Annotated in this window: 21 protein-coding genes; 13 read left to right on the top strand and 8 right to left on the bottom strand. The window is 69.3% G+C overall.

The features are described from left to right. The first annotated feature begins 224 nt into the window (after positions 1 to 224). On the top strand, positions 225 to 578 hold the full coding sequence (locus DP107_RS13600; RefSeq protein WP_144262694.1) for a cell division protein SepF: 354 nt from the start codon (positions 225 to 227) through the stop codon (positions 576 to 578). A 279-nt stretch (positions 579 to 857) separates the two neighbouring features. Here the strand turns inward: DP107_RS13600 and DP107_RS13595 are convergent, their stop codons facing one another. Beyond that, on the bottom strand, positions 858 to 1,712 hold the full coding sequence (locus DP107_RS13595) for a CPBP family intramembrane glutamic endopeptidase (RefSeq protein WP_144262693.1): 855 nt from the start codon (positions 1,710 to 1,712) through the stop codon (positions 858 to 860). Positions 1,713 to 2,072: 360 nt separating this feature from the next. Between DP107_RS13595 and DP107_RS21470 the strand changes: the two genes are divergently transcribed. Further along, positions 2,073 to 2,258, top strand: a complete 186-nt coding sequence (locus tag DP107_RS21470; RefSeq protein WP_185977312.1) for a DUF952 domain-containing protein — start codon at positions 2,073 to 2,075, stop codon at positions 2,256 to 2,258. A gap of 271 nt (positions 2,259 to 2,529) precedes the next feature. On the opposite strand, the gene DP107_RS13585 is transcribed toward DP107_RS21470, so the two are convergent. From DP107_RS13585 to tmk, 6 genes are all read right to left on the bottom strand, one after another. Next, complete coding sequence (locus tag DP107_RS13585; protein WP_185977311.1) at positions 2,530 to 3,177, bottom strand: helix-turn-helix domain-containing protein; 648 nt, start codon at positions 3,175 to 3,177, stop codon at positions 2,530 to 2,532. A 32-nt stretch (positions 3,178 to 3,209) separates the two neighbouring features. Continuing rightward, positions 3,210 to 4,169 (bottom strand): hypothetical protein, encoded by a 960-nt coding sequence (locus DP107_RS13580; protein ID WP_144262691.1) that lies wholly within the window; start codon positions 4,167 to 4,169, stop codon positions 3,210 to 3,212. Between the two features lie 203 nt (positions 4,170 to 4,372). Beyond that, the gene (locus tag DP107_RS13575; protein ID WP_144262690.1) at positions 4,373 to 5,392 is read right to left on the bottom strand and encodes an NADP-dependent oxidoreductase; all 1,020 of its coding nucleotides are present in this window, start codon (positions 5,390 to 5,392) and stop codon (positions 4,373 to 4,375) included. 57 nt (positions 5,393 to 5,449) lie between these two features. Continuing rightward, positions 5,450 to 6,073 (bottom strand): class I SAM-dependent methyltransferase, encoded by a 624-nt coding sequence (locus tag DP107_RS13570; protein ID WP_144262689.1) that lies wholly within the window; start codon positions 6,071 to 6,073, stop codon positions 5,450 to 5,452. Between the two features lie 174 nt (positions 6,074 to 6,247). After that, complete coding sequence (locus tag DP107_RS13565) at positions 6,248 to 6,631, bottom strand: DUF7533 family protein (protein WP_144262688.1); 384 nt, start codon at positions 6,629 to 6,631, stop codon at positions 6,248 to 6,250. Positions 6,632 to 6,688: 57 nt separating this feature from the next. Next, on the bottom strand, positions 6,689 to 7,285 hold the full coding sequence (gene tmk / locus DP107_RS13560; protein WP_144262687.1) for a dTMP kinase: 597 nt from the start codon (positions 7,283 to 7,285) through the stop codon (positions 6,689 to 6,691). A gap of 110 nt (positions 7,286 to 7,395) precedes the next feature. Here tmk and DP107_RS13555 point away from each other — a divergent pair, with 110 nt between their 5' ends. The 6 genes from DP107_RS13555 (at position 7,396) to cofG (ending at position 12,720) form a co-directional block, all read left to right on the top strand. Beyond that, complete coding sequence (locus DP107_RS13555) at positions 7,396 to 7,956, top strand: hypothetical protein (protein ID WP_144262686.1); 561 nt, start codon at positions 7,396 to 7,398, stop codon at positions 7,954 to 7,956. A 174-nt stretch (positions 7,957 to 8,130) separates the two neighbouring features. Then, entirely contained in the window at positions 8,131 to 8,319 is a 189-nt protein-coding gene (locus DP107_RS13550) for a hypothetical protein (protein ID WP_144262685.1), read from the top strand. A gap of 64 nt (positions 8,320 to 8,383) precedes the next feature. Then, on the top strand, positions 8,384 to 9,385 hold the full coding sequence (locus DP107_RS13545; protein ID WP_144262684.1) for a complex I NDUFA9 subunit family protein: 1,002 nt from the start codon (positions 8,384 to 8,386) through the stop codon (positions 9,383 to 9,385). A 143-nt stretch (positions 9,386 to 9,528) separates the two neighbouring features. Next, complete coding sequence (locus DP107_RS13540) at positions 9,529 to 10,704, top strand: tubulin/FtsZ family protein (RefSeq protein ID WP_144262683.1); 1,176 nt, start codon at positions 9,529 to 9,531, stop codon at positions 10,702 to 10,704. Positions 10,705 to 10,729: 25 nt separating this feature from the next. Continuing rightward, entirely contained in the window at positions 10,730 to 11,398 is a 669-nt protein-coding gene (gene cofC, locus DP107_RS13535) for a 2-phospho-L-lactate guanylyltransferase (protein ID WP_144262682.1), read from the top strand. 197 nt (positions 11,399 to 11,595) lie between these two features. Then, positions 11,596 to 12,720 (top strand): 7,8-didemethyl-8-hydroxy-5-deazariboflavin synthase subunit CofG, encoded by a 1,125-nt coding sequence (gene cofG, locus DP107_RS13530; RefSeq protein ID WP_144262681.1) that lies wholly within the window; start codon positions 11,596 to 11,598, stop codon positions 12,718 to 12,720. A gap of 126 nt (positions 12,721 to 12,846) precedes the next feature. On the opposite strand, the gene cofH is transcribed toward cofG, so the two are convergent. Further along, positions 12,847 to 14,250 carry a 7,8-didemethyl-8-hydroxy-5-deazariboflavin synthase subunit CofH gene (cofH, locus tag DP107_RS13525; protein WP_144262680.1) on the bottom strand — a complete coding sequence of 468 codons (1,404 nt, stop codon included), beginning with the start codon at positions 14,248 to 14,250 and terminating at the stop codon, positions 12,847 to 12,849. Between the two features lie 128 nt (positions 14,251 to 14,378). Between cofH and DP107_RS13520 the strand changes: the two genes are divergently transcribed. From DP107_RS13520 to DP107_RS13500, 5 genes are all read left to right on the top strand, one after another. Then, positions 14,379 to 15,404 (top strand): threonine aldolase family protein, encoded by a 1,026-nt coding sequence (locus DP107_RS13520; protein ID WP_144262679.1) that lies wholly within the window; start codon positions 14,379 to 14,381, stop codon positions 15,402 to 15,404. 87 nt (positions 15,405 to 15,491) lie between these two features. Then, positions 15,492 to 15,962, top strand: a complete 471-nt coding sequence (locus DP107_RS13515) for a PPC domain-containing DNA-binding protein (RefSeq protein ID WP_144262678.1) — start codon at positions 15,492 to 15,494, stop codon at positions 15,960 to 15,962. A gap of 115 nt (positions 15,963 to 16,077) precedes the next feature. Beyond that, complete coding sequence (locus DP107_RS13510; RefSeq protein ID WP_144262677.1) at positions 16,078 to 21,201, top strand: DNA polymerase II large subunit; 5,124 nt, start codon at positions 16,078 to 16,080, stop codon at positions 21,199 to 21,201. A 175-nt stretch (positions 21,202 to 21,376) separates the two neighbouring features. After that, positions 21,377 to 22,345, top strand: coding sequence for an ABC transporter ATP-binding protein (locus tag DP107_RS13505; protein WP_144262676.1), 969 nt, complete (start codon positions 21,377 to 21,379; stop codon positions 22,343 to 22,345). Continuing rightward, positions 22,342 to 23,286, top strand: a complete 945-nt coding sequence (locus DP107_RS13500) for an ABC transporter permease subunit (protein WP_144262675.1) — start codon at positions 22,342 to 22,344, stop codon at positions 23,284 to 23,286. The genes DP107_RS13505 and DP107_RS13500 overlap by 4 nt, the downstream gene beginning before the upstream one ends. The last annotated feature ends 134 nt before the right edge of the window (positions 23,287 to 23,420 follow it).

The following is a 23,420-nucleotide window of genomic DNA, read 5'->3' as shown; positions in this document are numbered from 1 at the left end:
ATGCCGGTGTCGAACCGTTCGCCATTCCGCGCGGGCGCGAGCCTATGTGATGTCCCGGTCGGCTGTGGGAGGACCCCCCGCCGGAATCGCGTCCGGTCCACGGGCCGACGTGCGCCCCTGCTGCCGGGAGAGCCGCCGGGCGGGGACGAGACGAACGTGTCAGGAACGCCTGTGTGACGCGCGTCTGACGCGGATTTATCAGGACGGCAGTTCGTTCGACTGCTATGGGACTGATGAGCAAGCTCATCGGGGGAGGACAGCGCAGCGCCGACGAGTACGTCGAACTCGACATCGATGACTTCGACGCCGACGCCGGCGCGGCCGACCGGCAGGTCCACATCGCCGAGATCAGCGACCGGCAGGACGTCGTCGACATCAAGGACGCCGTCTACGACGGCGGCCTCGTCATCGCCGACATCACCCGGCACACCACCACCGACCGGACGATGGAGCAGATCTACGACGAACTGAAGCAGGTCGCCCAGGAGGTCGGCGGCGACGTGGTCCAGAAGGACGACGACCAGGTCATCATCACGCCGGGCGGCATGAAGGTCGCCCGCGAGAAGCTGGGTCGGTAGCCACGAGCCGTCTTACGCTTCGGGCTTCCTCGCGCCGACATCGCCGGCGCAGCCGACGATCCGTTCGCCGCGGAGAACGCTCGAGATGCCGGGGGCCGTGCTCCGTTCACGTGGTGTACAGGGCGGACCGGTCGACAGCCGCGACGGAATCGCTCAGTGGTAGGTGAGTGGCGCCGTGAGGGGGACGTGGCCCATACTCAGCACGCCCGAGATGACAGTCGTCGAGGGGATCAGCCGGCTCCGCTTGGGTGGAGGGCGGTAGTTTACTACTGCGGCAGGTCACGATATCTCCTCTTCATGCTCGCCGATTCGGACGTGTGGTGTCACTCGTGTCTCCGCCGTGAACGCCCTGTAGGCACCGGTGACACCGAGATAGACGACACCGATGGTAGCAAAGAAACCAGTCTGGACGGCGCCGTCCCACGCGAACCCATCTACCAGTAGTGGCCAACTGTTGCCGAGGCCGTGAAGAAGCCCTACCAGATAGAGGTTCTCCGTGAGTTCGTACACCACCCCGAACCCGATTCCGCTGAGTGTGAGTACGAGCAGTGTCCCGGCGACTGACGTACCGCTCACGTATCCCCCCTCAACCAGAATCCGCGGCACGTGGCCGAGTCCGAACAGGACACCCGCCGTGACGATCGCCACTCCCCGCGAGAGCGTACTGTTCGCCCCGAGAACGCTCCGAACCTTTCCCTGCAGGTACCCGCGGAACACGAGTTCCTCGATGAACGCATAGCTCATTGCCGCGACGAGGCTCCCGACGGCGACCGGGGTAAGCAGATCGAACCCCCAGGGGTTGCCACTCAGGACTGCGAGCCCCACGCCGATACCGTTCAGCCCGATCCAGATGACGAGGAAGGCACCGACACCGGGAAGGACGAACCGGCGTGAGAGTCCGATATCTGTCGCGTCAGCGCTATCAATATGGAGAAAGACAGCCCCTATCATCGCGAGGCCGAGGAACCACACGGCCTCAACGGTGTGTTGTATCACTGCTGACTCGCTCGCCACAGGCCCATCAACGAACTGGCTGATCCCGATATACACCGCGACCACGACGAGAAAGACCAGTAGCCACTTCGGATCGTCGTCTATCGAAACCGCTCTCCCCGTTTCCGTTTTCGTATCCACTGTATGGTCCCCGGGCGGACCGATCCGTCTTAATAGTACATTCGCTGTTGCGGGCTCTGAGACGGGCGCGCGATGGCAGGACGTGGACTGCCGAATACGGCCTCCGTGTTCAGCACGCCCGAGACGACAGCTGTCGGGAGGGTCGTCGATCCTTTGCCGGATAGAGGGCACACGTCAGTCATGGAACGATACGGGGGTGTCGTGCGCGGATGATCTATTTACTCGATTCGTAGCAACGGTTCGTATGCCCCACATCGTCCACGCCCTTCCACGGACGGGCGGGCGGAGATCCGAACAGCAGGGGGAGTACCGCCCCGGGTCAGTTGCTGAGCAAGGGTTCGTCCACTGTTCGAAGCCGGGGTGGTCGTCGTCGCGGACTACGACCGTGTCGACGACAAGGAGTTAGTTCTCCTACTCCTGGATGAATCCAGGGTCGAAGCTCCGGTTCGATACGGGACGGATGAGGACGATAGAGGGAGTACGTTCCCTCATGTCTATGGCCCACTGAAACTGGAGTATATCATCGAGGCGTTGCCCGTTGAGTAGGATGGAACGGGGGGTCGCCTCCCTGAGGAACTACTAAACGATACCCTCAGGACCCCTGCCTCGGAATAGAGACCGGTAGGGGAACGTACCCGCTGTATCTCGCACGCCGTGGAGGACATATGATGAAGTCCTCAGGCATCCGGACGGTTGATCCGCGTCCCGGCGTCCCGGTCCGGTCTCATCGCGATAGTTGATAGAGAACGCGTGTTCCCAGCTACTGGTATGCAGAGGGTTTCGGTCGACAACTGGCCGTGTGTAGCTGAGCGTCACCTCACGCTCGCTCGTCCAGTGTGGCCGCCACGACTCGCCGTTCGGCCCGCCGAAGCAGGTCCGAGGCCGTGGAACTGGCACAGTCCAACTCGCCGGCCACTGCCTCGATGTCCCCCTCACGGGGAACCTCGTAGTAGCCGACGTCCCACGCTGCGGCGAGCGCTTCCCGCTGGCGCTCGCTCACCTGGGCGCCACTCGCGCGGTCGTACGTACCGGTCCGGAGCACCTCGACGTCGACGGTGTCGGGGAGTGCGTCTATCGCCGCGGAGAGGGCATCGCTGTGGCCGACCATTGTCTGTCTGACAGTTCGATCCGAACGCAACTCCACCGGTGGCACCACGAGCACGGCGTCACGGTCCAATGCCTGGCGGTACTGCTGCTCGCGGGTGCGCAACTCCGTCCGAACGTAGACGTAGAACCCCTCTTGGGCCGCGGTGGTCGTCCATTCCGCCACCTCTGGAACCCCGTCGATCGTCCGCTCGTAGCGCTGGCGGTCGCCCGCAACGTGGAGCAACAGTGTGGTCGTCTCACCACTGGCGTCCCGTTCGAGTATGGTCTCCCTGTCGATCGCTGGCGACTCGCAGACGAACTGATGCATCGGGTGGAGATGTTCGGCCGGTATCTCCAGGGCGATGCGCGCGGCCTGCATACTGGTCCCTGTGGACCGAGCCGACATAGAGATCAGGGTCGCTCGGGGTCGACAGCATGGATCAGGACCTCACAGTCCGTCTCCAACGGCGGTTCGAGGAACGTCTCGGGAGTCGCCAGTACGCGCCGCAGCACCCACTCCGAGAGGCGTGCTTCCCAATCGTCGGCGCCGTAGAACGCTTCGTAGAGGCGGTCCATGTCCTCGGTCTCCATGTAGTAGTGGACCACCTGACGGTCGCCGACTGCCTCCAGTAGCAGCGACTCGGTGTACATCGCTTCCGCCTCGACGGTCTCCGTCTCGTCACGGGCCCAGGACCGGACACGGTCGAACCGCTTGAGCTGGTTCACCAGATCGACGGCGCGTGCGACGAGTGTGCTGGTCGGTCCGGCTTTCACCGCGAGGGAGGTGATCGCGACCGGGATCGGTAACTCGTCGCCAGCGACGGGAGCGACCAGCGACCGCCCCACTGCGTCGGCGTACCGCGACTTCCGGTGGGGGTTGGTGACGTGGGTGACGTATCGATGGCTGCTACGACCGGCGGCGTGAACCGTCGCCTCGTCGGTGAGCGAGTCGTCCAACTCACCCTCGAACAGCGGTGACACAGTTCGGATAGTCGTGTCCGGGTTCGTCCACGCCTCGGCGTCGTCATCGACTACTTCGATATACCACAGCAGTGCGTCACCACGTCCTGAAGCGTGGCCGGCGTCGTCGGTCCAGCCGAATCCACCGTCGTCGAGAAACAGCGTCACCAGCGTTACGCCATCGACGGGCAACAGTGTGCGGGCGTCGCCGTCGCTGTTGTCCGCTGCCCAGTCCGCCAGCAAGTCGCTGACGGTCCGAGTTCGCCCCTCAGCGATCGGCTGGCGAACCAGCAACGAGTCGAGGACGTCGATGCCGCCACGCTCAGGGTAGGTCGGCCGGGAGTTCGCGCCGTCATTACCGGTAGTGGTCGACACGCCGTCGGTGTGGTTCTCCTCCTGTCGGGGGCTCATCGGGCGACTGTACGTACGTCACGGGTAGGTCAGTTCTCACGGCACAGCTAGCCTGTTTATACCGCGAACGTCTCAGCACCAGCCGGGACGGCCCGTGCCCCGTTCGATCCAGGTCGGTCGGGGCGATACTGGCAGAACGCGACGGTTGTGATGCGGCCTCAGCTGAGTACCTCCGTCCGTGCGAGCGAAGCGAGCGCGAGCTGTCAGGGGAGTTCGGGTTCCTCGCCGACCTTCACCAGCGTCTTCCCGATATTGATACCCTCGAACAGGCCGAGGAAGGCGTCGGGGGCGTTCTCGAAGCCCTCGATGACGTGCTCGCGGTACTGCAGGTCGCCGTCCCGAACGAGTCCACCCAGTCGCCGGAGGGCGTGGCCCCAGCGGTCGTAGTCCCGCACAATGAAGCCCTCGATCTTCAGTCGCTTCTGGACCGCGTCGGTCAGCTTCCGGGGCCCGGTCGGCAGCTCCGTCGCGTTGTAGAGGGAGATCTGTCCGCACGCGACGACACGAGCGAAGTCGTTGAGCGACGGCCACACCGCGTCCGTGACGGGGCCGCCGACGTTGTCGAAGTAGACGTCGACGCCGCCGGGCGCCGCCTCGGCTACCGCCCGCCCGACGTCCTCCTCCTCGTAGTTGACCGCGGCGTCGAAGCCGAGGTCGTCGGTCAGCCAGTCGCATTTCTCCTCGGCGCCGGCGATGCCGATCACGTCACAGCCCATCGCGCTCGCCAGCTGGCCGACGACGCTGCCGACCGCGCCCGCGGCCGCGCTCACGACGACCGTGTCGCCGGCCTGTGGCTTGCCCTTGTCCATGAACCCGTGGAACGCGGTCACACCGGGCATCCCCAGCACGCCGACGGCCGTGGAGACGGGCGCCAGCGACGGGTCCACCCGTCGGAGTTCGGTGGCGGTGGCGGTCGCGTACTCCGCCCACAGCAGGTCGCCCGTGACGACATCGCCCTCGTCGAACCGGTCGGCCCGGCTCTCGACGACCTCGCCGACGACGCCGGCGCGCATCGGCTCGCCCGGCTCCCACGGCTCGGCGTAGGACTCGGCGTCGCGCATCCGCCCGCGCATGTACGGGTCGACGGACTGGTAGATGGTGCGGACGAGGACCTCGCCGTGTTCGGGGTCGGGGACCCCGGCCTCGACCAGTTCGAACGTGTCGTGGGTCGGCTCGCCGGTCGGCCGCGCCGCGAGCCGCCACTGGCGGTTGGTGTCTCCCATATCACGGCCGTCAGCCGGGGGCGGCTTGACCCTTATCCCGTGCGTCCGGTCGAGCGGTCACGCCCCGTCGAGCCGCCCCTCCAGGAACACCCACGCGTCCGCCTCGGAGTCGTCGAGGCTGTCGGGGACGCCCCACTCCCGGGCGAGGGTGAACCCCGCCGCCCGCAGTTGCGCCCGAGTCGCCTCCAGGCCGGCGATCTCCCAGGCCATCCCGACGCCGCTGTCGAGCCAGTCCGGGTTCTCGCCGACCCACTCCTCGCGCCCCTCACAGACCAGCACCCGGCCGCCGGGCCGGAGCACCCGCGCGAACGCCTCGATGGCGGTCCCGTGCTCCGCCAGCGGGACGTGGATGAGCGACCAGTACGCGACGACGGCATCGAACGTGTCGTCGGCGAACGGGAGGCGCGTCATGTCTCCCGCCGCGAGCGCCGCGCCCGGCACCCGGTCGGCGGCCAGTCGCAGCTGCTCGCCCGAGGCGTCCAGCCCCACGGCCGTCGCCGCGTCGTCGAGCCGGTCGAGCACCGGCTGTCCGCCGCCGCAACCGGCGTCGAGCACCCGCTCCGGGCCGAACTCGAGGAACGACTCGAGCACCGACAGTCCGCGGCCGTCCCGGGTGCGGGCCGCGTCGTAGGCCCGCGCCATCTCGTCGTAGGCCTGCCGCACCGCTCGCTTCTCGACCATCACCGCCGACCGGGCGATCCAGCGGTATCGGTCTTGGGGTGTCGTTGGACGTGGCCGCGCCACCCATAATCCATCAGCAGTCCCGGTTTCGCACGAAGATAGAGTGTTCATCTCTCAAGGCCGGAACATATCGACGAACTCGAACACTCACCGTAAATCAGCAGAACAGCTCGATTACGACTGCGGCCGGTCGCTCTCCGCGTCCGGGATGAGCACCTCGTCGTCGCCCGGGTCCGCGGCGCCGTCCGCACCTCCGTCGTCGGGTGCGGTCGCCTCGCCGCCCCCCGTTTCCGGTCGAGCGCCCCTGTCCGCGGTATCGGGCTCGTCGGAGGGCTCCTTGACCATGCCGCCGAGCACCCGGCCGGCGATCTCCCCGGGCAGGTCCATGGGGGTGGTGACGTACCGCTCGACGCCGACCATCAGCGCCGCGAGACCGAGGAAGAGCAGTCCCTGGACGGTCCGGCCGTCGAGCAGGAACTCGGCGCCGAGATACGCCACCGGCAGTGCGAAGGCCAGCGTGAGCGCGAGCCCGAGAGTGCCGAGGATGCTCCGTGCCATACCCGACCGTCGGTCGGCGGGCGGCTTCGGGCTGTCGGTCCGGCGGCGGCGCGCCGGTCAGCCCCGCCCGGCGATGATGCGGTCGATGGCGCCCTCCGCGGCCGCGACGACGTCCTCCGGCGGGCGGGTGGCGTCGATACGGACGAACCGCTCCGGTTCGGCCTCGATGAGCCGCTCGTAGTTCGCCTGGACGGCGGCGAGATGGCCGGCGGTCTCGAACTTGTCCGAGGCACCCGCGCGCTCGGCGCCGCTGCGCGGGTCCACGTCGAGGTAGAGTGTCGCGTCGGGCGAGCGGGTGAACGCCTCGTGGATACCCCGAACGTACTCCAGCGGGCGGTCGAGTTCCCCGTCGAGGGCGGCGCCCTGGTAGGCGTAGCGCGAGTCGACGTAGCGGTCGGAGACGACGACGCGGCCCTCGGCGAGCGCCGGCCGGACGACGTTCGCGAGGTGGTCGGCGTGGTCGGCGGTGTAGAGGAAGAGTTCGGCGAGCGGGTCGGCGTCGCCGTCGCCGAGCGACCGGCGGACGGCCTCGCCGTACCACGAGTCGGTCGGCTCGTGGGTGAAGACGGCCCCGTCGAGGGCGTCGTGGTCCCGGAGCGCCTCGTGGACCGTCGACTTCCCCGCGCCGTCGATCCCCTCGAGCGTGATGAGCATACCGGCCCTCCGCGGCCGCGAGGCGAAAAGCCACCGCTCCGCGCCGGGTTAACGCACCAGATATGCGCCGCGTAACGACCTTATCCTTCGGGCGAGTTGGTACTGGTAGCATGGCTCTCCGCCCGGACCACGACCGCATCGGCTGGCTCCACGCCGTGCGGGGCTCGCAGGTGCCGGCAGTGCTCGCCGGCGGCGGCGAGCCGCTGGACGCCGCGGACCTCCATCAGGTCCGGTCCACCCTCCGCGGGGGCACCATCGGCGCAGCGGTCGCCGCTGACGGGCTGGCGGTGCTGCTGTTCGTCGGCGAGACCCTCATGGGAACGGTCGCGCTCGGCGCAGGCGTGGCCTGCGCCCTCGCCTTCCTGGTCGGCTACGCGGTCCAGGTCCGGGCGGTGGCGCGCTGCGTCCGGACGCTCCCTGTGGGCGTTCCGCCGGTCGCGGCGACGACGCTCCCCGCGGGCGCCGCGCTCGGCGTGCTCTCGGCGCTCGCCGTCGTCGTCCCGTTCGGCGTCGCCCGGACGCTGCTCCTGCTCGGGGTCGGGGTCGGCGCGGCCGCCCTGGCCACCGGTGTCGCGCTCGGCGTCGCCTGCCAGCGGGCGGCTCTCCGTCAGACTCGCCGGCCGGAGCCCGGGACGACGCCCCAGAGCGGTTCGCCGGCGGCGAACGACTGAGTCGGTCCCTCCGCGCGACGCGGGACGTGCCCCCCGCATCGCCCGTCCGGTTCGGGACTTTCGATGAATGTCCGTGTTATTCTTCCCGTTACGCTCGAGTATTGGGGCAGTTCCGTTGTAATACGCTACTAGTACGGAACACTCTTGCCGCTGAAAGACTTCGTTCGTAATGTTATGTCAGTGACCTCCCCGCCGGTCAAGGCGACGTTGTTCTGTCCCGAGTGTCCCCACCGGAGCCACGTCGACGGGGACTGGGTCCGGGTCGAGCAGACGGACGGAACGCGGCTCGTCTGCCCGGACTGTTGGGCGACGGTCGCCGTCCGACCGCCGGCGGAGCCCTCGCCGCCGACGGTCGGACGGTAGTCCCGCCGGCACGGGGCGCCCCGATTCGGGTGGCTTTACGTCGCTCGCCGACGGATCCCCACGTATGAACGTACTAGTCACCGGCGGCACCGGCTTCGTCGGCCAGCATCTGACGCGGGCGCTCGCCCGAGCGGGCCACGACGTGACCGCGCTGGCCCGCACGCCGGACGAGGCCGACCTGCATCCGGAGGTGGAGACGGTGGTCGGCGACGTGACGGCGTACGACTCCATCGAGCCCGCCTTCGCGGACCGGGACGTCGTGGTCAACCTCGTGGCGCTCTCGCCGCTGTTCAAGCCCAGCGGCGGTGACGAGCGGCACTCCGAGGTCCACCTCGGCGGGACGGAGAACTGCCTGCAGGCGGCCGAGGCACACGGCGTGGGGAAGTTCGTCCAGATGAGCGCGCTGGGTGCCGACCCGGACGGCGACACCCACTACATCCGCGCGAAGGGGCAGGCCGAACGGGCCACCCGCGACGCCGACGTGGACTGGACCATCTTCCGGCCCTCCGTCGTGTTCGGCGACGGCGGCGAGTTCGTCCCGTTCACGAAGCTGCTGGCGCCGCCGTACTTCACGCCGCTGCCGGGCGGGGGGAAGACCCGCTTCCAGCCGGTCTGGGTCGGCGACCTCGTGCCGATGCTGCGGATGGCCGTCGAGGGCGAGGTGCCCGAGGACGAATCGGACGACGGCCCGACCCCCGCCATCCGACGCATCGAGGAGGCCGAGGCCGCCCGCGCTGACCCACACGTCGGCGCGACCTACGAGGTCGGCGGCCCCGAGGTACTGACGCTCGCGCAGGTCGCGCGACTAGCCCACGCCGCCGACAACAAGCCCATCAGCGTCGTCAACGTCCCGATGGCGCTCGCGGGCATCGGGCTGAAGACGCTCGGGTCGCTGCCGGGCGCGCCGATGGGCGGCGACCAGTTCCGCTCGCTCAAGTTCGACAACACCACCGACGACAACGACATCGGCGTCTTCGGCTTCGAGCCGTCGGACCTGCGGACGCTGGCCGACTACCTCGGGGTCGACGCCGCTCTCGCCGAGGGCGACGGCCGGGCGACCGCGTGACCCGCCCGGAGCCTCCGGCCGTCGGGCGCGCTCGACGGGGCGTGCGGGCGTCTGACGCACGCCGCACAGAGAGCCGTAGCGGACCTGTTTCGGCCGAAAGCTTATCCTACACCCGCGTCCGCTTCTGAGGTAGTGACCGTCAGATGAAACTCGCGATGATCGGCTTCGGTCAGGCGGGCGGGAAGGTACTCGACCGGTTCCTCGAGTACGACCGCGAACAGGGCAGCGAGATCGTCCGCGCGGCCGTCGCGGTCAACACCGCCAAGGCCGACCTGATGGGGCTGGAGAACATCCCCGAGGAGAATCGGGTACTCATCGGCCAAGCCCGGGTGAAGGGTCACGGGGTCGGCGCCGACAACGAACTCGGCGCCGAGGTCGCCGAGGAGGACATCGACGAGGTCCAGTCCGCCATCGACAACATCCCCGTCCACGAGGTTGACGCGTTCCTCATCATCGCGGGGCTGGGTGGCGGCACGGGCTCGGGCGGCGGCCCCGTCCTCGCGAAACATCTCAAGCGCATCTACACGGAGCCCGTGTACGCGCTGGGAATCCTCCCCGGGAGCGAGGAGGGCGGCATCTACACGCTGAACGCCGCGCGCTCGTTCCAGACGTTCGTCCGCGAGACGGACAACCTGCTGGTGTTCGACAACGACAACTGGCGCCAGTCCGGCGAGTCCGTCGAGTCGGGCTACGCGGAGATCAACCGGGAGATCGTCGAGCGGTTCGGCATCCTGTTCGGCGCCGGCGAGATACGCGAGGGCGGCGAGGTCGCCGAGTCCGTCGTCGACTCCTCGGAGGTGATCAACACGCTCGCCTGCGGCGGCGTCTCGACGGTCGGTTACGCCAGCGAGACGCTCGACCGCGAGCGGAAGGGCGGCCTCCTCTCGAAGCTCACCGGCGAGGCCGAGGAGGAGGTCGACTCCACCTCGACCACCAACCGCATCACCTCGCTCGTCCGGAAGGGGACGCTGGGACGGCTCACCCTCCCCTGCGAGGTCGGCGGCACCGAACGGGCGCTGCTCGTGCTCGCCGGCCCGCCCAAATACCTCAACCGGAAGGGGATAGAGCGCGGGCGGAAATGGGTCGAGGACGAGACCGGCTCGATGGAGGTTCGGGGTGGGGACTACCCGCGGTCCCGCTCCGAGAAGGTCGCCTCCGTCGTCCTGCTGTCGGGTGTGACGAACGTCCCGCGCATCAAGGAGCTCCAGCAGGTCGCCGTCGAGGCCCAGGAGAACATCGACGACCTCCGCGACGCCTCCGCGGAGAACCTCGACCAGCTCGTCAACGACAACGACGACGAGCTGGAACCGCTGTTCTAAGGGGCTCCACCCCCACTCCGGGGACGTGACCGACGCCGACCCGCACGTCATCGTCCCGTTCGACGCCGTCGACCCGAAGACGCGGCTCTCCCCGCTGCTCGACCGTGCCGAGCGCGAGGCCCTCGCCCGGACGATGCTGACGGACGTGCTCGCCGCCCTCCGGGAGCTGGGCGTCGACCATACCGTCCTCGCGACCGCCCCGGTCGACACCCCGGCACCGGTCGCCGTCGACGACCGGTCGCTGACAACGGCGGTGAACGCGCGGCTGGCCGGGGACACCGTCGGCGAGGTCGAACCGCCGGGCCCCTCGCCGGCCGGGCCGGTAGGGGTGGTCATGGCGGACCTGCCGCTGGCGACCCCCGGGGCGCTCCGGCGGCTGCTGTCCGGGGCCGCCGACGTGACGATGGCCCCCGGCCGCGCCGGCGGGACGAACGCGCTCTGCGTGTGCGACCCGACGTTCCGGGTCGACTACCACGGCACCTCCTGCCGGGACCACCGCGAGGCGGCGCGTCGGGGGGGCCTCGAGCTGGCGACGGTCGACTCCTTCCGGCTGGCCACGGACGTCGACGAACCCGCGGACCTCGTCGAGGTGCTGTTGCACGCCCGGGGGACGGAATCGGCCGTCTGGCTCCGCGAGGCCGGCATCACCGTCGATACCGGCGACGGCCGCGTAACGGCCGTCCGGGACCGCTGACGGGACGGTGGCGGATACTACCACGTGGCCAAGGGTTTTGCCGCCCGCCGTCCGACACAGAATCGCGTGAGCACTGCTCGCGCGGTGTGCCGGGAAGTGGCCCGGGAGAGTAGCTGAGGGCACCCGACGTGCCGGGCCACCCGGTCGCCCCTTTTTGACACGGAACCGTTTAGTCGGTCGCCACCCGATGCAGCGACGTGGTATCGATACCCGGGACGGAGGCGTACGGCGTGTCGGTCGACGTCCGCGAGGCTGCCGTCGAGCGGCTGCTGGGGACGACGCCCGCGGACGTCGCCGCCGCGCCCGAGTTGAGCTTCGCCCGGAACGTCTTCCTGCCGCTGACGACCGCCTGCCGCTACACCTGCAGCTACTGCACCTACTACGACCCGCCCGGGGAGGCGAGCCTGATGTCGCCCGCCGGGATCCGCGAGACCGTCGAGCGCGGCGCCCGCGCGGGCTGCACGGAGGCGCTGTTCACCTTCGGCGACGACCCCGACGACCGCTACGACGCCGTCCACGACCAGCTCCGGGAGTGGGGCCACGACTCCATCCACACGTACCTCCGCGAGGCCTGCGAGATCGCGCTGGACGCCGGGCTGCTGCCGCACTCGAACCCGGGCGACCAGACCCGCGAGCAGATGGCCGCCGTCGCGGACGTGAACGCCTCGATGGGGGTCATGCTGGAGACGACTGCGGACGTGCGCCCCCACGGCGGCCCGCGAGCGAAGAACCCGGGGCAACGGCTCCGCACCATCCGCACCGCGGGCGAGCTGGGCGTGCCGTTCACCACGGGCATCCTCGTCGGCATCGGGGAGTCCCGGCGCGACCGCGCGATATCGCTGCTCGCCATCCGCGATCTGCACGAGCGGTACGGCCACGTCCAGGAGATCATCGTCCAGCCCGTGACCGAGAACGAGCGCTGGCGCGGCGGCGAGCCGGACCTCGCGGAGCTGCGCCACGCGGTCGCAATGGCCCGGTTCTGCCTCCCCCCCGAGGTGAGCATCCAGGCCCCGCCCAACCTCGCCCCCGTCCGGGAGCTGCTCGACTGCGGCATCGACGACCTCGGCGGCGTCTCGCCGGTCACCGTCGACCATATCAACCCGGACTACGAGTGGCCCGAGCTCCGCGAGCTGGAGGCCGTCGCCGAGGTCGGCGGCGTCCCGCTGCGCGAGCGGCTCCCCGTCTACGAACGGTTCCTCGGTGAGGAGGGCCGCGCGTGGGTGGCACCGCCGGTCCGCCGTGCGCTGCGGGCCGAGGACGACGCCGGCGCGCGCTACCGGAGGGTGCTGGCCGGAGGTCAGGCGGGCGTCGCCGGGGACTGAACGTCGCCGGTTCCGGACCGATACGCCGTCGGGAGTCCGGACGGGCGTATTCATGGCCCGCACTATCCGCTCATGCGACGTTCTCGATAGATAGCCACACGGGAGGGGCGTCCCCGGCTCGCACGCTCAGTCGTCGGCGCTGGCGGCCCCGCTGGTCGGGTCGCGCTCGGGGCCCAGCAGCGGTGTCCCGTCGGCGTTCGGGCCGAGTCGGGGGCCGTGGGTCCCCTCGTCGGGGAGGACACGGCGCTGCTCGTAGTCCGTCGACCGCTCGACGGGGGTCCGGCCGACCGCGCGGATCATCCGGGCGTACTCCTCGAACGACCGGAACTGGCCGTGGTCCCCGCCGGCCCGCCTGGTGATCTCCTCGGAGAGGATGGTCCCCATGAAGTCGTCGGCACCGCAGGAGAGCATCTTCAGGCCCTGCTCGTCGCCGTACTTCACCCAGGAGGACTGGATGTGGTCGACGTTGTCGAGGAAGAGCCGGGAGACGGCGATCATCAGTTCGTCCTCCGTCGTGGTGGCGCCCCCGTCGACGACGCCGCGCTCGTACAGCGGCGTCGTCCGGTGGATGAAGGTGAGGGGGACGAACTCCGTGATGGCGCCGGTCCGGTCCTGCAGGTCCCGGACCCGCTGGAGGTGGCGCGCGCGGTGGGCCTCGTTCTCGACGTGGCCGTACATGACCGTCGCGGTCGTGGGGAGGCCGGCGGCGGCGGCAGCCTCCATCGCGTCGAGCCAGCCCCCGGTGCCGATCTTGCCGGGGCAGATGACGTCCCGGACCTCGTCGACCAGGATCTCCGCCGCCGTCCCGGGGACGCTGTCGAGACCGGCGTCGCGGAGTCGGCGGTAGGTCTCGCGGTAGGAGCGGTCAGTGCCGCGCTTGGCGTGGTAGGCCTCCTCCGGGGTGATGGAGTGGAGGTGGGCGCCGTCGACGGACATCGCGCGCATCTGCTCGAGGTAGGTGCCGGGGTCGGTGTCGTACCGCTCGGGCGGCTTGTAGTTGACCTCGCTGGCAGGGTCGTCGTGGGCGGCGAGCGCCTCGTGGTGGTCGGCATCGAGCGCGAACGCGGGGTGGAGCCCGGAGACGGAGGTGACCTCGTAGACGCCCCGCTCCAGGGCGTCCCGGACGGCCGCGCGGGACTCCGCGGGCGTCTTCGTGAACCCGGCGTGCTCGACCCCGCTGTCGGTCTCGAAGTTGGCGGCGGTGTCCTTGAAGTTGCAGAACAGACAGCCGGTGTTGCAGGCGGTCGTGACGTTGTTGTTGAGGTTGGCGACGAAGGTGACCTCGTCACCGACGACCTCGGCACGGCGCCGGTCCGCGGCCTCCAGAACGAGCTCCTTGCGGGCGTGGTCGATGCCGTCGTCGTCGGTGCCCGTGGTGAGGAGCTCGACCGCGTCGTCGACGTCGAGGCGCTCGCGGGAACGGGCCTTCGCGAGCGCGTTCTCGAACGACTGGTCCGTGACCGGTTGGTGGTCGAACCCGAACCGGCCACGGGGGACGCCGGTGTCGGCCGGCGCCTCGAACGTGTCCATACCTCCGACTCCCGTGCGGAGGTACAAAGGCACAACGGGTGCGGCGGGCTGGGTGGGGCTTCGGGGGCCGGGGCCGCCGCGGGGCGCGCAGCCGCTGGCTCTATGACGTTCGGCCCGGAACGGGTGGTATGGCCGACTCCGACGACGCCATCGACCTCCGGTCGGACACGGTCACCCGACCCAGCGACGCCATGCGCGAGGCCGCCCGCGACGCCGCCGTCGGCGACGACGTCTATCGCGAGGACCCGACAGTGAACGAGCTGGAGGCCCGCGCGGCCGACGTCCTCGGCTTCGAGGCCGCGCTGTACGTCCCGACCGGGACGATGGGAAACCAGGTCGCCGCGCGCACCCACACCGACCGCGGCGAGGAGGTGCTGGTCGAGCGCGAGAGCCACATTTACAAGTGGGAGCTCGGCGGGTTCGCCCAGCACGCCGGGCTCCAGGCCCGCACCATCGACGGCGGCGACCGCGGCATCGTGCGGCCGGACGCCGTCCACGAGGGCCACGTCGCGGCCGACGGCCACCGTCCCGGCACCGGCCTGGTCTGCGTGGAGAACACGCACAACTCGAAGGGCGGAACCGCCATCGCACCCGAGCGTATCGACGCGGCCGCCGAGGCCGCCCACGAACACGACGTGCCGGTCCACCTCGACGGCGCGCGGCTGTGCAACGCCGCCGCCGCGCTCGACGTCCCCGTCGCCGAGCTGACCCGCTCGGTCGACTCCGCGATGTGCTGTCTCTCGAAGGGGCTGGGCGCGCCCGTCGGTTCGGTACTGGCCGGCGATGCCGCGTTCATCGACGACGCGCGCCGCGTCCGCAAGCTGTTCGGCGGCGGGATGCGCCAGGCGGGGATGGTCGCGGCCCCGGGGCTGGTCGCGCTGGAGAACCGCGAGCGGCTCGCCGACGACCACCGCAACGCCGAGCGGCTGGCACGGGGGCTCGACCGGCTGAAGGGGCTCGCCGCTCACGAGCCGGAGACGAACATCGTGCTCGTCGACACCGACGCCCCCGCCGAGGCGTTCTTGGAGCGCTGTGAGTCCGTCGGCGTGCTGGGCGTGCCGTTCGACGACAACCAGGTCCGCTTCTGCACGCACTGGGACGTGGACCGCGAGGCTATCGAGACAGCCGTCAGGCGGGTCTCGGAGGTCGTCTGAGTCACGCCGGCGAGGGGCGCCGCGACGGCCGACCACTTCCGCTCCGCCACCGAACGCTTTTAGCCCGGACCGACCCACCGGCAGGACATGGATTACCGCGAGGTCGAGGGCGCCCGGGAGTACGTCGCCCGACTCGACCACGGCCGGGACTGGCGCGCGCAGATCGAGGCCTTCGCCGACGAGGAGGACATCGACGCCGCCTTCTTCGTCGGCCTCGGCGCCGTGCAGGACGCGGAACTCTACTTCTACGACCAGGACACGCAGGAGTACTACCCCGAGCGGTTCGACGAGCCGCTGGAGGTCGCCTCCTGCACGGGCAACGTCTCCTGGCTCGACGGAGAGGGACGGAGTCCCTCAGGCAGTCGGACGCAGTCTGGCGACGGCGAGCGGTTCGCCCACACGCACATGGTGCTCTCGCGGGAGGACGGCTCCTGTGTCGCGGGCCACCTCAACGAGGCGACCACCTTCGCCGGGGAGCTGTACGTCCGGGAGTTCGACACCGAACTCGTGCGCGAACACGACGGGACGACGGACCTGGACCTGTGGGGCAACCTCTGATCCGCCGAGATAACCGGCATAAATCCGGAATATACGTCGAAACAGGTAGAGAGAGGACGGGAGCTGCGGAGAACACGAAAACCGTGATGCAGGACAACGACAGGAGGCGGCGATAATGCGGCCTGAGGACGAGCGCTACTTCGAGCGCATCGAGGCCGAGTTGGACGACGCCTTCGCAGCCGCGCGCGAGGCCAAGGCACGTGGCGGCGACCCCTCCGAGGAGATCGAGATCCCCGTCGCCAGGGACATGGCCGACCGGGTGGAGAACATCCTCGGCATCGACGGCGTCGCCGAGCGGGTCCGCGAGCTGGAGGGGGAGATGTCCCGGGAGGAGGCCGCGCTTGAACTGGTCACCGACTTCGTCGACGGCACCGTCGGCGACTACGACGGCCGGGCCGGAAAGGTCGAGGGGGCCGTCCGCACGGCGGTCGCGCTGCTGACCGAGGGCGTCGTCGCGGCCCCCATCGAGGGCATCGACCGGGTCGAGCTGCTGGAGAACGACGACGGGACGGAGTTCGTCAACGTCTACTACGCCGGCCCCATCCGTTCGGCGGGCGGGACCGCGCAGGCGCTGTCCGTGCTGGTCGCGGACTACGCCCGCGCGCTGCTGGGCATCGAGGGGTATCGCGCCCGGAGCGACGAGGTCGAGCGCTACGCCGAGGAGATCGGCCTCTACGACAAGGAGACCGGGCTCCAGTACACCCCCAGCGACGCCGAGACGCGGTTCATCGCCGAACACCTCCCGATCATGCTCGACGGGGAGGCCACGGGCGACGAGGAGGTCTCCGGGTTCCGCGACCTCGAGCGGGTCGACACCAACAACGCCCGCGGCGGGATGTGTCTCGTCCTCGCGGAGGGAATCGCGCTGAAGGCGCCGAAGATCCAGCGCTACACCCGCGGCCTGGACGAGGTGGACTGGCCGTGGCTCCAGGACCTCATCGACGGGAACTACGGGGCCGGCACGGCCGACGGCGACGAGGACGGCGGGGACGAGTCGGGCGAGGACGGCGCGGTCGACACCGGCGCGGCCGAGGAGGCGCCGGCCGGCCCGCCCCGCCCGGAGCCCTCGAAGAAGTACCTGCGTGACCTCATCGCCGGACGGCCGGTGTTCGGCCACCCCTCCGAACCCGGCGGGTTCCGACTCCGGTACGGACGGGCGCGCAACCACGGCTTCGCGACCGGCGGCATCCACCCGGCGACGATGCACCTCGTCGACGACTTCCTCGCCACCGGCACGCAGATCAAGACCGAACGCCCGGGGAAGGCCCACGGCATCGTCCCCGTCGACACCATCGAGGGGCCGACGGTCAAGCTGGCTAGCGGCGAGGTCCGGCGCGTCGACGACGTCGACGAGGCCAAGGCGATCCGCAACGGCGTCGACGCCATCCTCGACCTCGGCGAGTACCTCGTCAACTACGGGGAGTTCGTCGAGAACAACCACCCGCTCGCGCCGGCCTCCTACACGGTGGAGTGGTGGTGCCACGACATGGACGCCGCGGGCGCGGACCTGCAGGCCCTGGAGGACGACCCGCACGTCGACCTCGCGCACCCCGCCGCGGCAGAGGCACTGGAGTGGGCCACGACCCACGACGCGCCGCTGCACCCGACCTACACCTACTGCTGGCACGACATCCCCGTCGCGGCGTTCGACGCGCTCGCGACGGCCGCGAGCGAGGCGTCCTGGGCCGAGGCCGACGGGCTAGCGATGCCGGACGACCGTGACGACGGCCGGGGCCACGGCGCCGAGGGCCGGACGCTCGTGCTCCCCCGCTCGGAGACGGTGACTGACGCCCTGGAGACGCTCCTCGTCGCACACACGCAGGGTGAGGACACCGTCACCGTGCCGGACGCGCTCCCGTTCGTCCGGTCGCTCGGGCTGACGCCGGCCCTCGAACGGACGTGGACGCTCGCCGACCTGCCGGCCGAGGTTCGGCAGCACGACGACGGCGATAACGCCGTCGAGGCGGCCAACGCGGTGGCGCCGTTCCGGCTCCGCGAGCGCGCGCCCACCCGCATCGGCGCGCGGATGGGCCGCCCGGAGAAGTCCGAGAGCCGTGACCTCTCGCCGGCGGTCCACACCCTGTTCCCCATCGGCGAGGCCGGCGGGAACACCCGCTCGTTCGCCGAGGCCGCCAAGTACGCCCCCACGATGGAGCACCCGCAGGGCCGCGTGGACGTGGAGCTGGGCCGGCGGGCGTGTCCGGACTGTGCGACGGAGACGTTCCGCGCCCGCTGCCCGGACTGCAACGCCCCCACCGACGCCGTCTACGTCTGTCCGGACTGCGACCGGGAGGTCGAGCCCGACGAGTCCGGCCGTGCGGAGTGCCCCCGCTGCGAGACGCTCGCCTCACCCACCCAGTACGTCACGCTCGACGCCAACGGCGAGTACCGGAACGCCATGACGGGCGTCGGCGAGCGCGAGAACGCCTTCGGGACCCTGAAGGGCGTCAAGGGGCTCACCTCGAAGGAGAAGGTCCCCGAATCCGTCCAGAAGGGCATCCTCCGGGCCAAGAACGGCGTGAGCGTGTTCAAGGACGGCACGGTCCGCTACGACATGACCGACCTCCCGGTCACCTCGGTCCGGCCGGAGGAACTCGACGTCACCGCCGAGGACTTCCGCGAACTCGGCTATCACGAGGATATCGACGGCGAGCCGCTCCGCCACGACGACCAGCTGGTCGAGCTGAAGGTCCAGGACATCGTCCTCTCGGACGGCGCCGCCGAGCATATGCTCCGGACCGCCGACTTCGTCGACGACCTCCTCACCCAGTACTACGACACGGAGCCGTTCTACGACGTGGGCACCCGCGAGGATCTGGTCGGGGAGCTGGTGTTCGGGATGGCGCCGCACACCTCCGCGGCCGTGGTCGGGCGGGTGGTCGGGTTCACGAGTGCTGCGGTCGGGTATGCCCATCCGTATTTCCACGCAAGTAAGCGCCGTAACTGCGATGGAGACGAGGATTGTGTAATGTTGCTCATGGACGGGCTGCTTAACTTCTCAAAATCGTATCTTCCCGATCAACGTGGCGGGAGCGTTGCTGAAGAGTCCCGCCTCGTCACGTTCGGGCCGGATGGGGAGACGCAGTTCCTCACGTTCGACGAGTTCTGGAATAAACTCGAGAGCCCGATCGAACGGGACGGCAAGTTCGAGAAACGGACCTGCCTGTCCGAGGGCTGGGAGACGTACGCGTTCGATGAGAACCACGACTCGGCCCCCCGCCCTATCGAGAAGGCCATCCGGTACCGGGCGAGCGACGACGAGGAACTCCTGCGAATCTCGACCCAGTTCGGCCGTTCCGTCGACATCACGACGAACCATAGCCTCTTCAGATACGAGAACGGTATCGAGGAGGTCGCCGGGGACGAACTGTCGGAGGGTGACCTGATTCTCGCCCCCCGCGATTTGGAGGTCGAGACAGAATGGACGACCCTCGATGTCGCCGAACTCGTCGACGAGCCGTACGTGGTGATCAACGACCACGTCGAGGACCTGTTGCGGACCGTCTGGGAGTCGACCGACCGCGGAAGCGAGGCCCACGCTGCGTTCGATAACGGCCTCTCGTATCGACTAGACAAGGACAAGATCCCGTACGACCGATTGGAGCGCATCCTCGAACACGGCGACTTCGCCGTGGATGCCGAGGCGGAAATCGCGCTCTGGGGCTCGACGAACGGCATCCGCCGGCTCGTCGAGGTGAACGAGGAGTTCGCGTGGCTGCTCGGCCTGTTCGTCGCGGAGGGGTCCACATCCAGTGTCTGTCCGGCGATCAGCAACGCCGACGAGGCCCTCATCGAGCGCGCCGCCGACATCACACGCGAGACGCTCGGTGTCGACCCGCACGTCAGATGGTCGAACGGGGCGTACGAACTCCAGTTCCCGGCCGTCTTCCGCGAGGTGCTGTACGGCCTTGGATTCGCGGACGAGGACTCGTACGACTCCAGCGAGAAGGTGATTCCGGACGCGATACTCCGGGCTCCGGACGAGGTCGCACTATCCTTCCTCCGTGGATTCATCGCGGGAGACGGCAGCGACAAAACCGACGATAATGTCACGACGGTCGCATTCCATACCACCAGCGAGGACGTGAAGGACGGCATCGTCCTCCTGCTCCACCGGTTCGGTATCGTTGCCAACGTCTCTCGACGTGAACGCGACGAGTCACGACAGCCGATATTCACAGTCACAACCTCCGGCGGCGCGTCGGACAACCCGCTCCATCGGGTACTGGAAGATGGGGAGCGATACCTCCCGAAGAGTCTCGTCGTCCGTATCCCGGACGCACTGATGGAACTCCGCGAGATGGATATCGAGGGGATCAAGCAGACCGTTCCCAAGTACCTCAAGCGCCGCGACAACGTCTCTCTGGGGAAAATCCGCGAGATGATCGAGGAGATCGAGCGACGTGACCTCCCGGATGGGGCTCGCGCTCGACTCGACGACCTCCGCCCGCTCGTGGACGGTGATCTCTCGTATCTCCGCGTGACCGACATCGAACGAATCGACTACGACGGCTACCTCTACGACCTGCAGGTCGGCGGTGACCCCGTATTCACCACCAACTGGCTCTACGCGCACAACTCGATGGACGCGCCGTTAGTCATGTCCTCGCGCATCGACCCCTCGGAGATCGACGACGAGGCCCACAACATCGACATCGCCACCTCGTACCCCCGCGAGTTCTACGAGGCGACCCGGGAGATGGCCGACCCGGAGGAGGTGGACATCCCCATCGCCGAGTCGACCCTCGGGACGGACGACGAGTACCGCGGGTTTGACCACACGCACGACACGACGGACATCGCGGCCGGACCGGACCTGTCGGCGTACAAGACGCTGGACGACATGGACAAGAAGATGGACGGGCAGCTGGAGCTGGCCCGGAAGCTCCACGCCGTCGACGAGACGGACGTGGCCGAGCGCATCATCGAGTACCACTTCCTCCCGGACCTCATCGGCAACCTCCGGGCGTTCTCCCGGCAGGAGACCCGCTGCCGGGACTGCGGGGAGAAGTACCGTCGGATGCCCCTCTCGGGGGACTGCCGGGAGTGCGGCGGCGAGGTCTCGCTGACCGTCTACCAGGGGTCGGTCAGCAAGTACATGGAGACCGCCCGACGCGTCGCCGAGGAGTACGGCGCCCGACCGTACACGAAACAGCGCCTGGAGATACTGAACAAGGCGCTGGAGTCCGTATTCGAGAACGACCACAACAGGCAGAGCGGGATCGCCGACTTCATGTGAACGGCCGTTTCCACGCCTCGGGTGTCCCCGGCACTCGCGGCGCGATATACGTCCCGGTGGGGGTGTCCGTCGCGCCCACGCGAGGGGTACCCCCACTCGGTTCGGCTCTCGGCACGTTATCACACCACGCAGCGAGTGTGGAACCTTTTGGGTGAGGGGGGCACAGTCGGGGTATATGGCCGCCATCGAACTGGACGGCGTCAGCAAGCGATACGGGGCCGTCACGGCCCTCGATGACCTGTCGCTGACGGTCGACGAGGGCGAGGTGTTCGGGTTCCTCGGGCCGAACGGGGCGGGCAAATCCACGGCGATCAACGTGCTGCTGGACTTCGTCCAGCCGGACGCGGGGGAGGTGCGGCTGCTCGGCGACCCCATCCGTCGGGAGGAGAGCGCGCCCATCCGGGACCGCGTCGGCGTCCTCCCGGAGGGGTTCGGCGTCTACGGCCGGCTCTCGGGCCGCAAGCACCTGGAGTTCGCCGTCGACTCCAAGGCGGCCGACCAGGACCCCGACGAACTGCTGGAGCGGGTCGGGCTGACCGGCGACGGGGGCCGGCCGGCCGGCGACTACTCGCGCGGGATGCAACAGCGACTCGTCCTCGCGATGGCCCTGGTCGGCGAGCCGGACCTGCTGGTGCTGGACGAGCCCTCGACGGGGCTGGACCCGAACGGGGCCCGGCGGATGCGTGAGGTGGTCCGCGAGGAGGCCGCCCGGGGCGCGACCGTCTTCTTCTCCTCGCATATCCTGGGCCAGGTGGAGGCGGTCTGTGACCGCGTCGGCATCATCCGCGACGGCGAGATGATCGCGGTCGACTCCGTGGCGGGGCTGCGCGAGGCCAGCGGCGCCGAGTCGGTCCTGGAGATCGCCGTCGGCGGCGACCCGTCGGCCGCGGCGCTCGACGCCGTCCGGGAGCTGGGCGGCGTCTCGGAGGTCCGGGCCGCGGGCGACCAGGTAACGGTCACCCTCGGCGGCGACGTGCGCAAGACCGCCGTCCTCGACGCGCTGGAGTCGGCCGGTGTCGAGGTGGCCGACTTCGAGACCCGCGAGACCTCACTGGAGGACCTGTTCACCGCCTACACGGGGGGCGGGAGCGGCGACCGGCGGGCCGACACGGACACCGACGACGACGGGGGTGAGTCGCGGTGAACTCCGCTCTCGTCGTCGCACGGAAGGACTTCGAGGACGCCATCCGCTCGCGGGGAGTGCTCCTCGTCTCGGCGGTGTTCGTCGCGCTGTTCGTCTTCGGCGCGTACTTCTTCGCGGACCAGGTCTCGCAGGCCGCACAGGCCAGTGCCCAGTCCGGAGGCCAGCAGGGCGGCGACCCGGTCGACTCCGATGCCTTCCTCCGGACGCTCTCATCGGGCGTGACGCTGCTGGTGCCCATCGTCGCCGTGGTCGCCTCGTACAGCGCCGTCATCGGCGAGCGGGCGAGCGGGACGCTGAAACTCCTGCTCTCGCTGCCCCACTCGCGCCGGGACGTGGTGCTCGGGAAGCTGCTGGGCCGCGGCGGCGTGGTCGCGGTCCCGGCCGTCGGCGGGCTGCTCCTCTCGATGCTGGTCTTCCCGCTCACCTCCGTCGCGCTGGCGCCGTTGAACTACGTCGCGTTCACCGCGCTGACGGCACTGTTGGGGCTGGTGTTCGTCGCGCTCTCGGTTGGCATCTCCGCCGCCGCCAGCACCGGCCGCCGCGCCGTCGTCGGCTCCGTCGGGTCGTACCTGTTCCTGCTCGTGTTCTGGAACCGGGCGGCCGACCCCATCGTCGGCCGGCTCTCGGACGCCCTGAGCTGGGAGCCCGCGACCACCGTGAAGGCGTCGCTGACGCTCAAGCTCCTCAACCCGCTCGGCGCGTACAGTTCGCTGGTCGCGGCGCTCAGCGCCGAGTCGACCGCGCTCGCCCGCGCCAGCGTCACCGGCGGTATCCAGCTCTCCCGCCGCGCGGGCATCGTCCAGCAGATCTACGCACAGCGGCTCACCGAGGAGGGCATCCCGTTCTACCTCACCGACGCCGCCGTGCTGGCCTACCTGCTGGTCTGGCTCGCGGTCTCGGCGGTCGTCGGATACGCCGTGTTCCGGCGTGCCGACCTCTGAGCGATTTTTCCGCCTGATTCGGCATTCCGCGTAACAGCACCAGGTATTAGTCGATAAACACCGGTCGTTCATTCAACAGTCGAATCAGAAGCCACGAACGCCGGGTTTCGACGACATCTCTCCGAGCCCGGGCC

Origin of the sequence: Haloglomus irregulare, from assembly GCF_007421925.1 — an archaeon.
GTDB classification, from domain to species: domain Archaea; phylum Halobacteriota; class Halobacteria; order Halobacteriales; family Haloarculaceae; genus Haloglomus; species Haloglomus irregulare.
This window is presented reverse-complemented; position numbering and strand designations above follow the sequence as displayed.

Coding starts and splice junctions, on each gene's coding strand:
- DP107_RS13600 (WP_144262694.1), top strand. CDS start 225: ATGGGACTGATGAGCAAGCTCATCGGGGGAGGACAGCGCAGCGCCGAC.
- DP107_RS13585 (WP_185977311.1), bottom strand. CDS start 3,177: ATGCAGGCCGCGCGCATCGCCCTGGAGATACCGGCCGAACATCTCCAC.
- DP107_RS13580 (WP_144262691.1), bottom strand. CDS start 4,169: ATGAGCCCCCGACAGGAGGAGAACCACACCGACGGCGTGTCGACCACT.
- DP107_RS13575 (WP_144262690.1), bottom strand. CDS start 5,392: ATGGGAGACACCAACCGCCAGTGGCGGCTCGCGGCGCGGCCGACCGGC.
- DP107_RS13570 (WP_144262689.1), bottom strand. CDS start 6,073: ATGGTCGAGAAGCGAGCGGTGCGGCAGGCCTACGACGAGATGGCGCGG.
- DP107_RS13565 (WP_144262688.1), bottom strand. CDS start 6,631: ATGGCACGGAGCATCCTCGGCACTCTCGGGCTCGCGCTCACGCTGGCC.
- tmk (WP_144262687.1), bottom strand. CDS start 7,285: ATGCTCATCACGCTCGAGGGGATCGACGGCGCGGGGAAGTCGACGGTC.
- DP107_RS13555 (WP_144262686.1), top strand. CDS start 7,396: ATGGCTCTCCGCCCGGACCACGACCGCATCGGCTGGCTCCACGCCGTG.
- DP107_RS13550 (WP_144262685.1), top strand. CDS start 8,131: ATGTCAGTGACCTCCCCGCCGGTCAAGGCGACGTTGTTCTGTCCCGAG.
- DP107_RS13545 (WP_144262684.1), top strand. CDS start 8,384: ATGAACGTACTAGTCACCGGCGGCACCGGCTTCGTCGGCCAGCATCTG.
- DP107_RS13540 (WP_144262683.1), top strand. CDS start 9,529: ATGAAACTCGCGATGATCGGCTTCGGTCAGGCGGGCGGGAAGGTACTC.
- cofH (WP_144262680.1), bottom strand. CDS start 14,250: ATGGACACGTTCGAGGCGCCGGCCGACACCGGCGTCCCCCGTGGCCGG.
- DP107_RS13520 (WP_144262679.1), top strand. CDS start 14,379: ATGGCCGACTCCGACGACGCCATCGACCTCCGGTCGGACACGGTCACC.
- DP107_RS13515 (WP_144262678.1), top strand. CDS start 15,492: ATGGATTACCGCGAGGTCGAGGGCGCCCGGGAGTACGTCGCCCGACTC.
- DP107_RS13510 (WP_144262677.1), top strand. CDS start 16,078: ATGCGGCCTGAGGACGAGCGCTACTTCGAGCGCATCGAGGCCGAGTTG.
- DP107_RS13505 (WP_144262676.1), top strand. CDS start 21,377: ATGGCCGCCATCGAACTGGACGGCGTCAGCAAGCGATACGGGGCCGTC.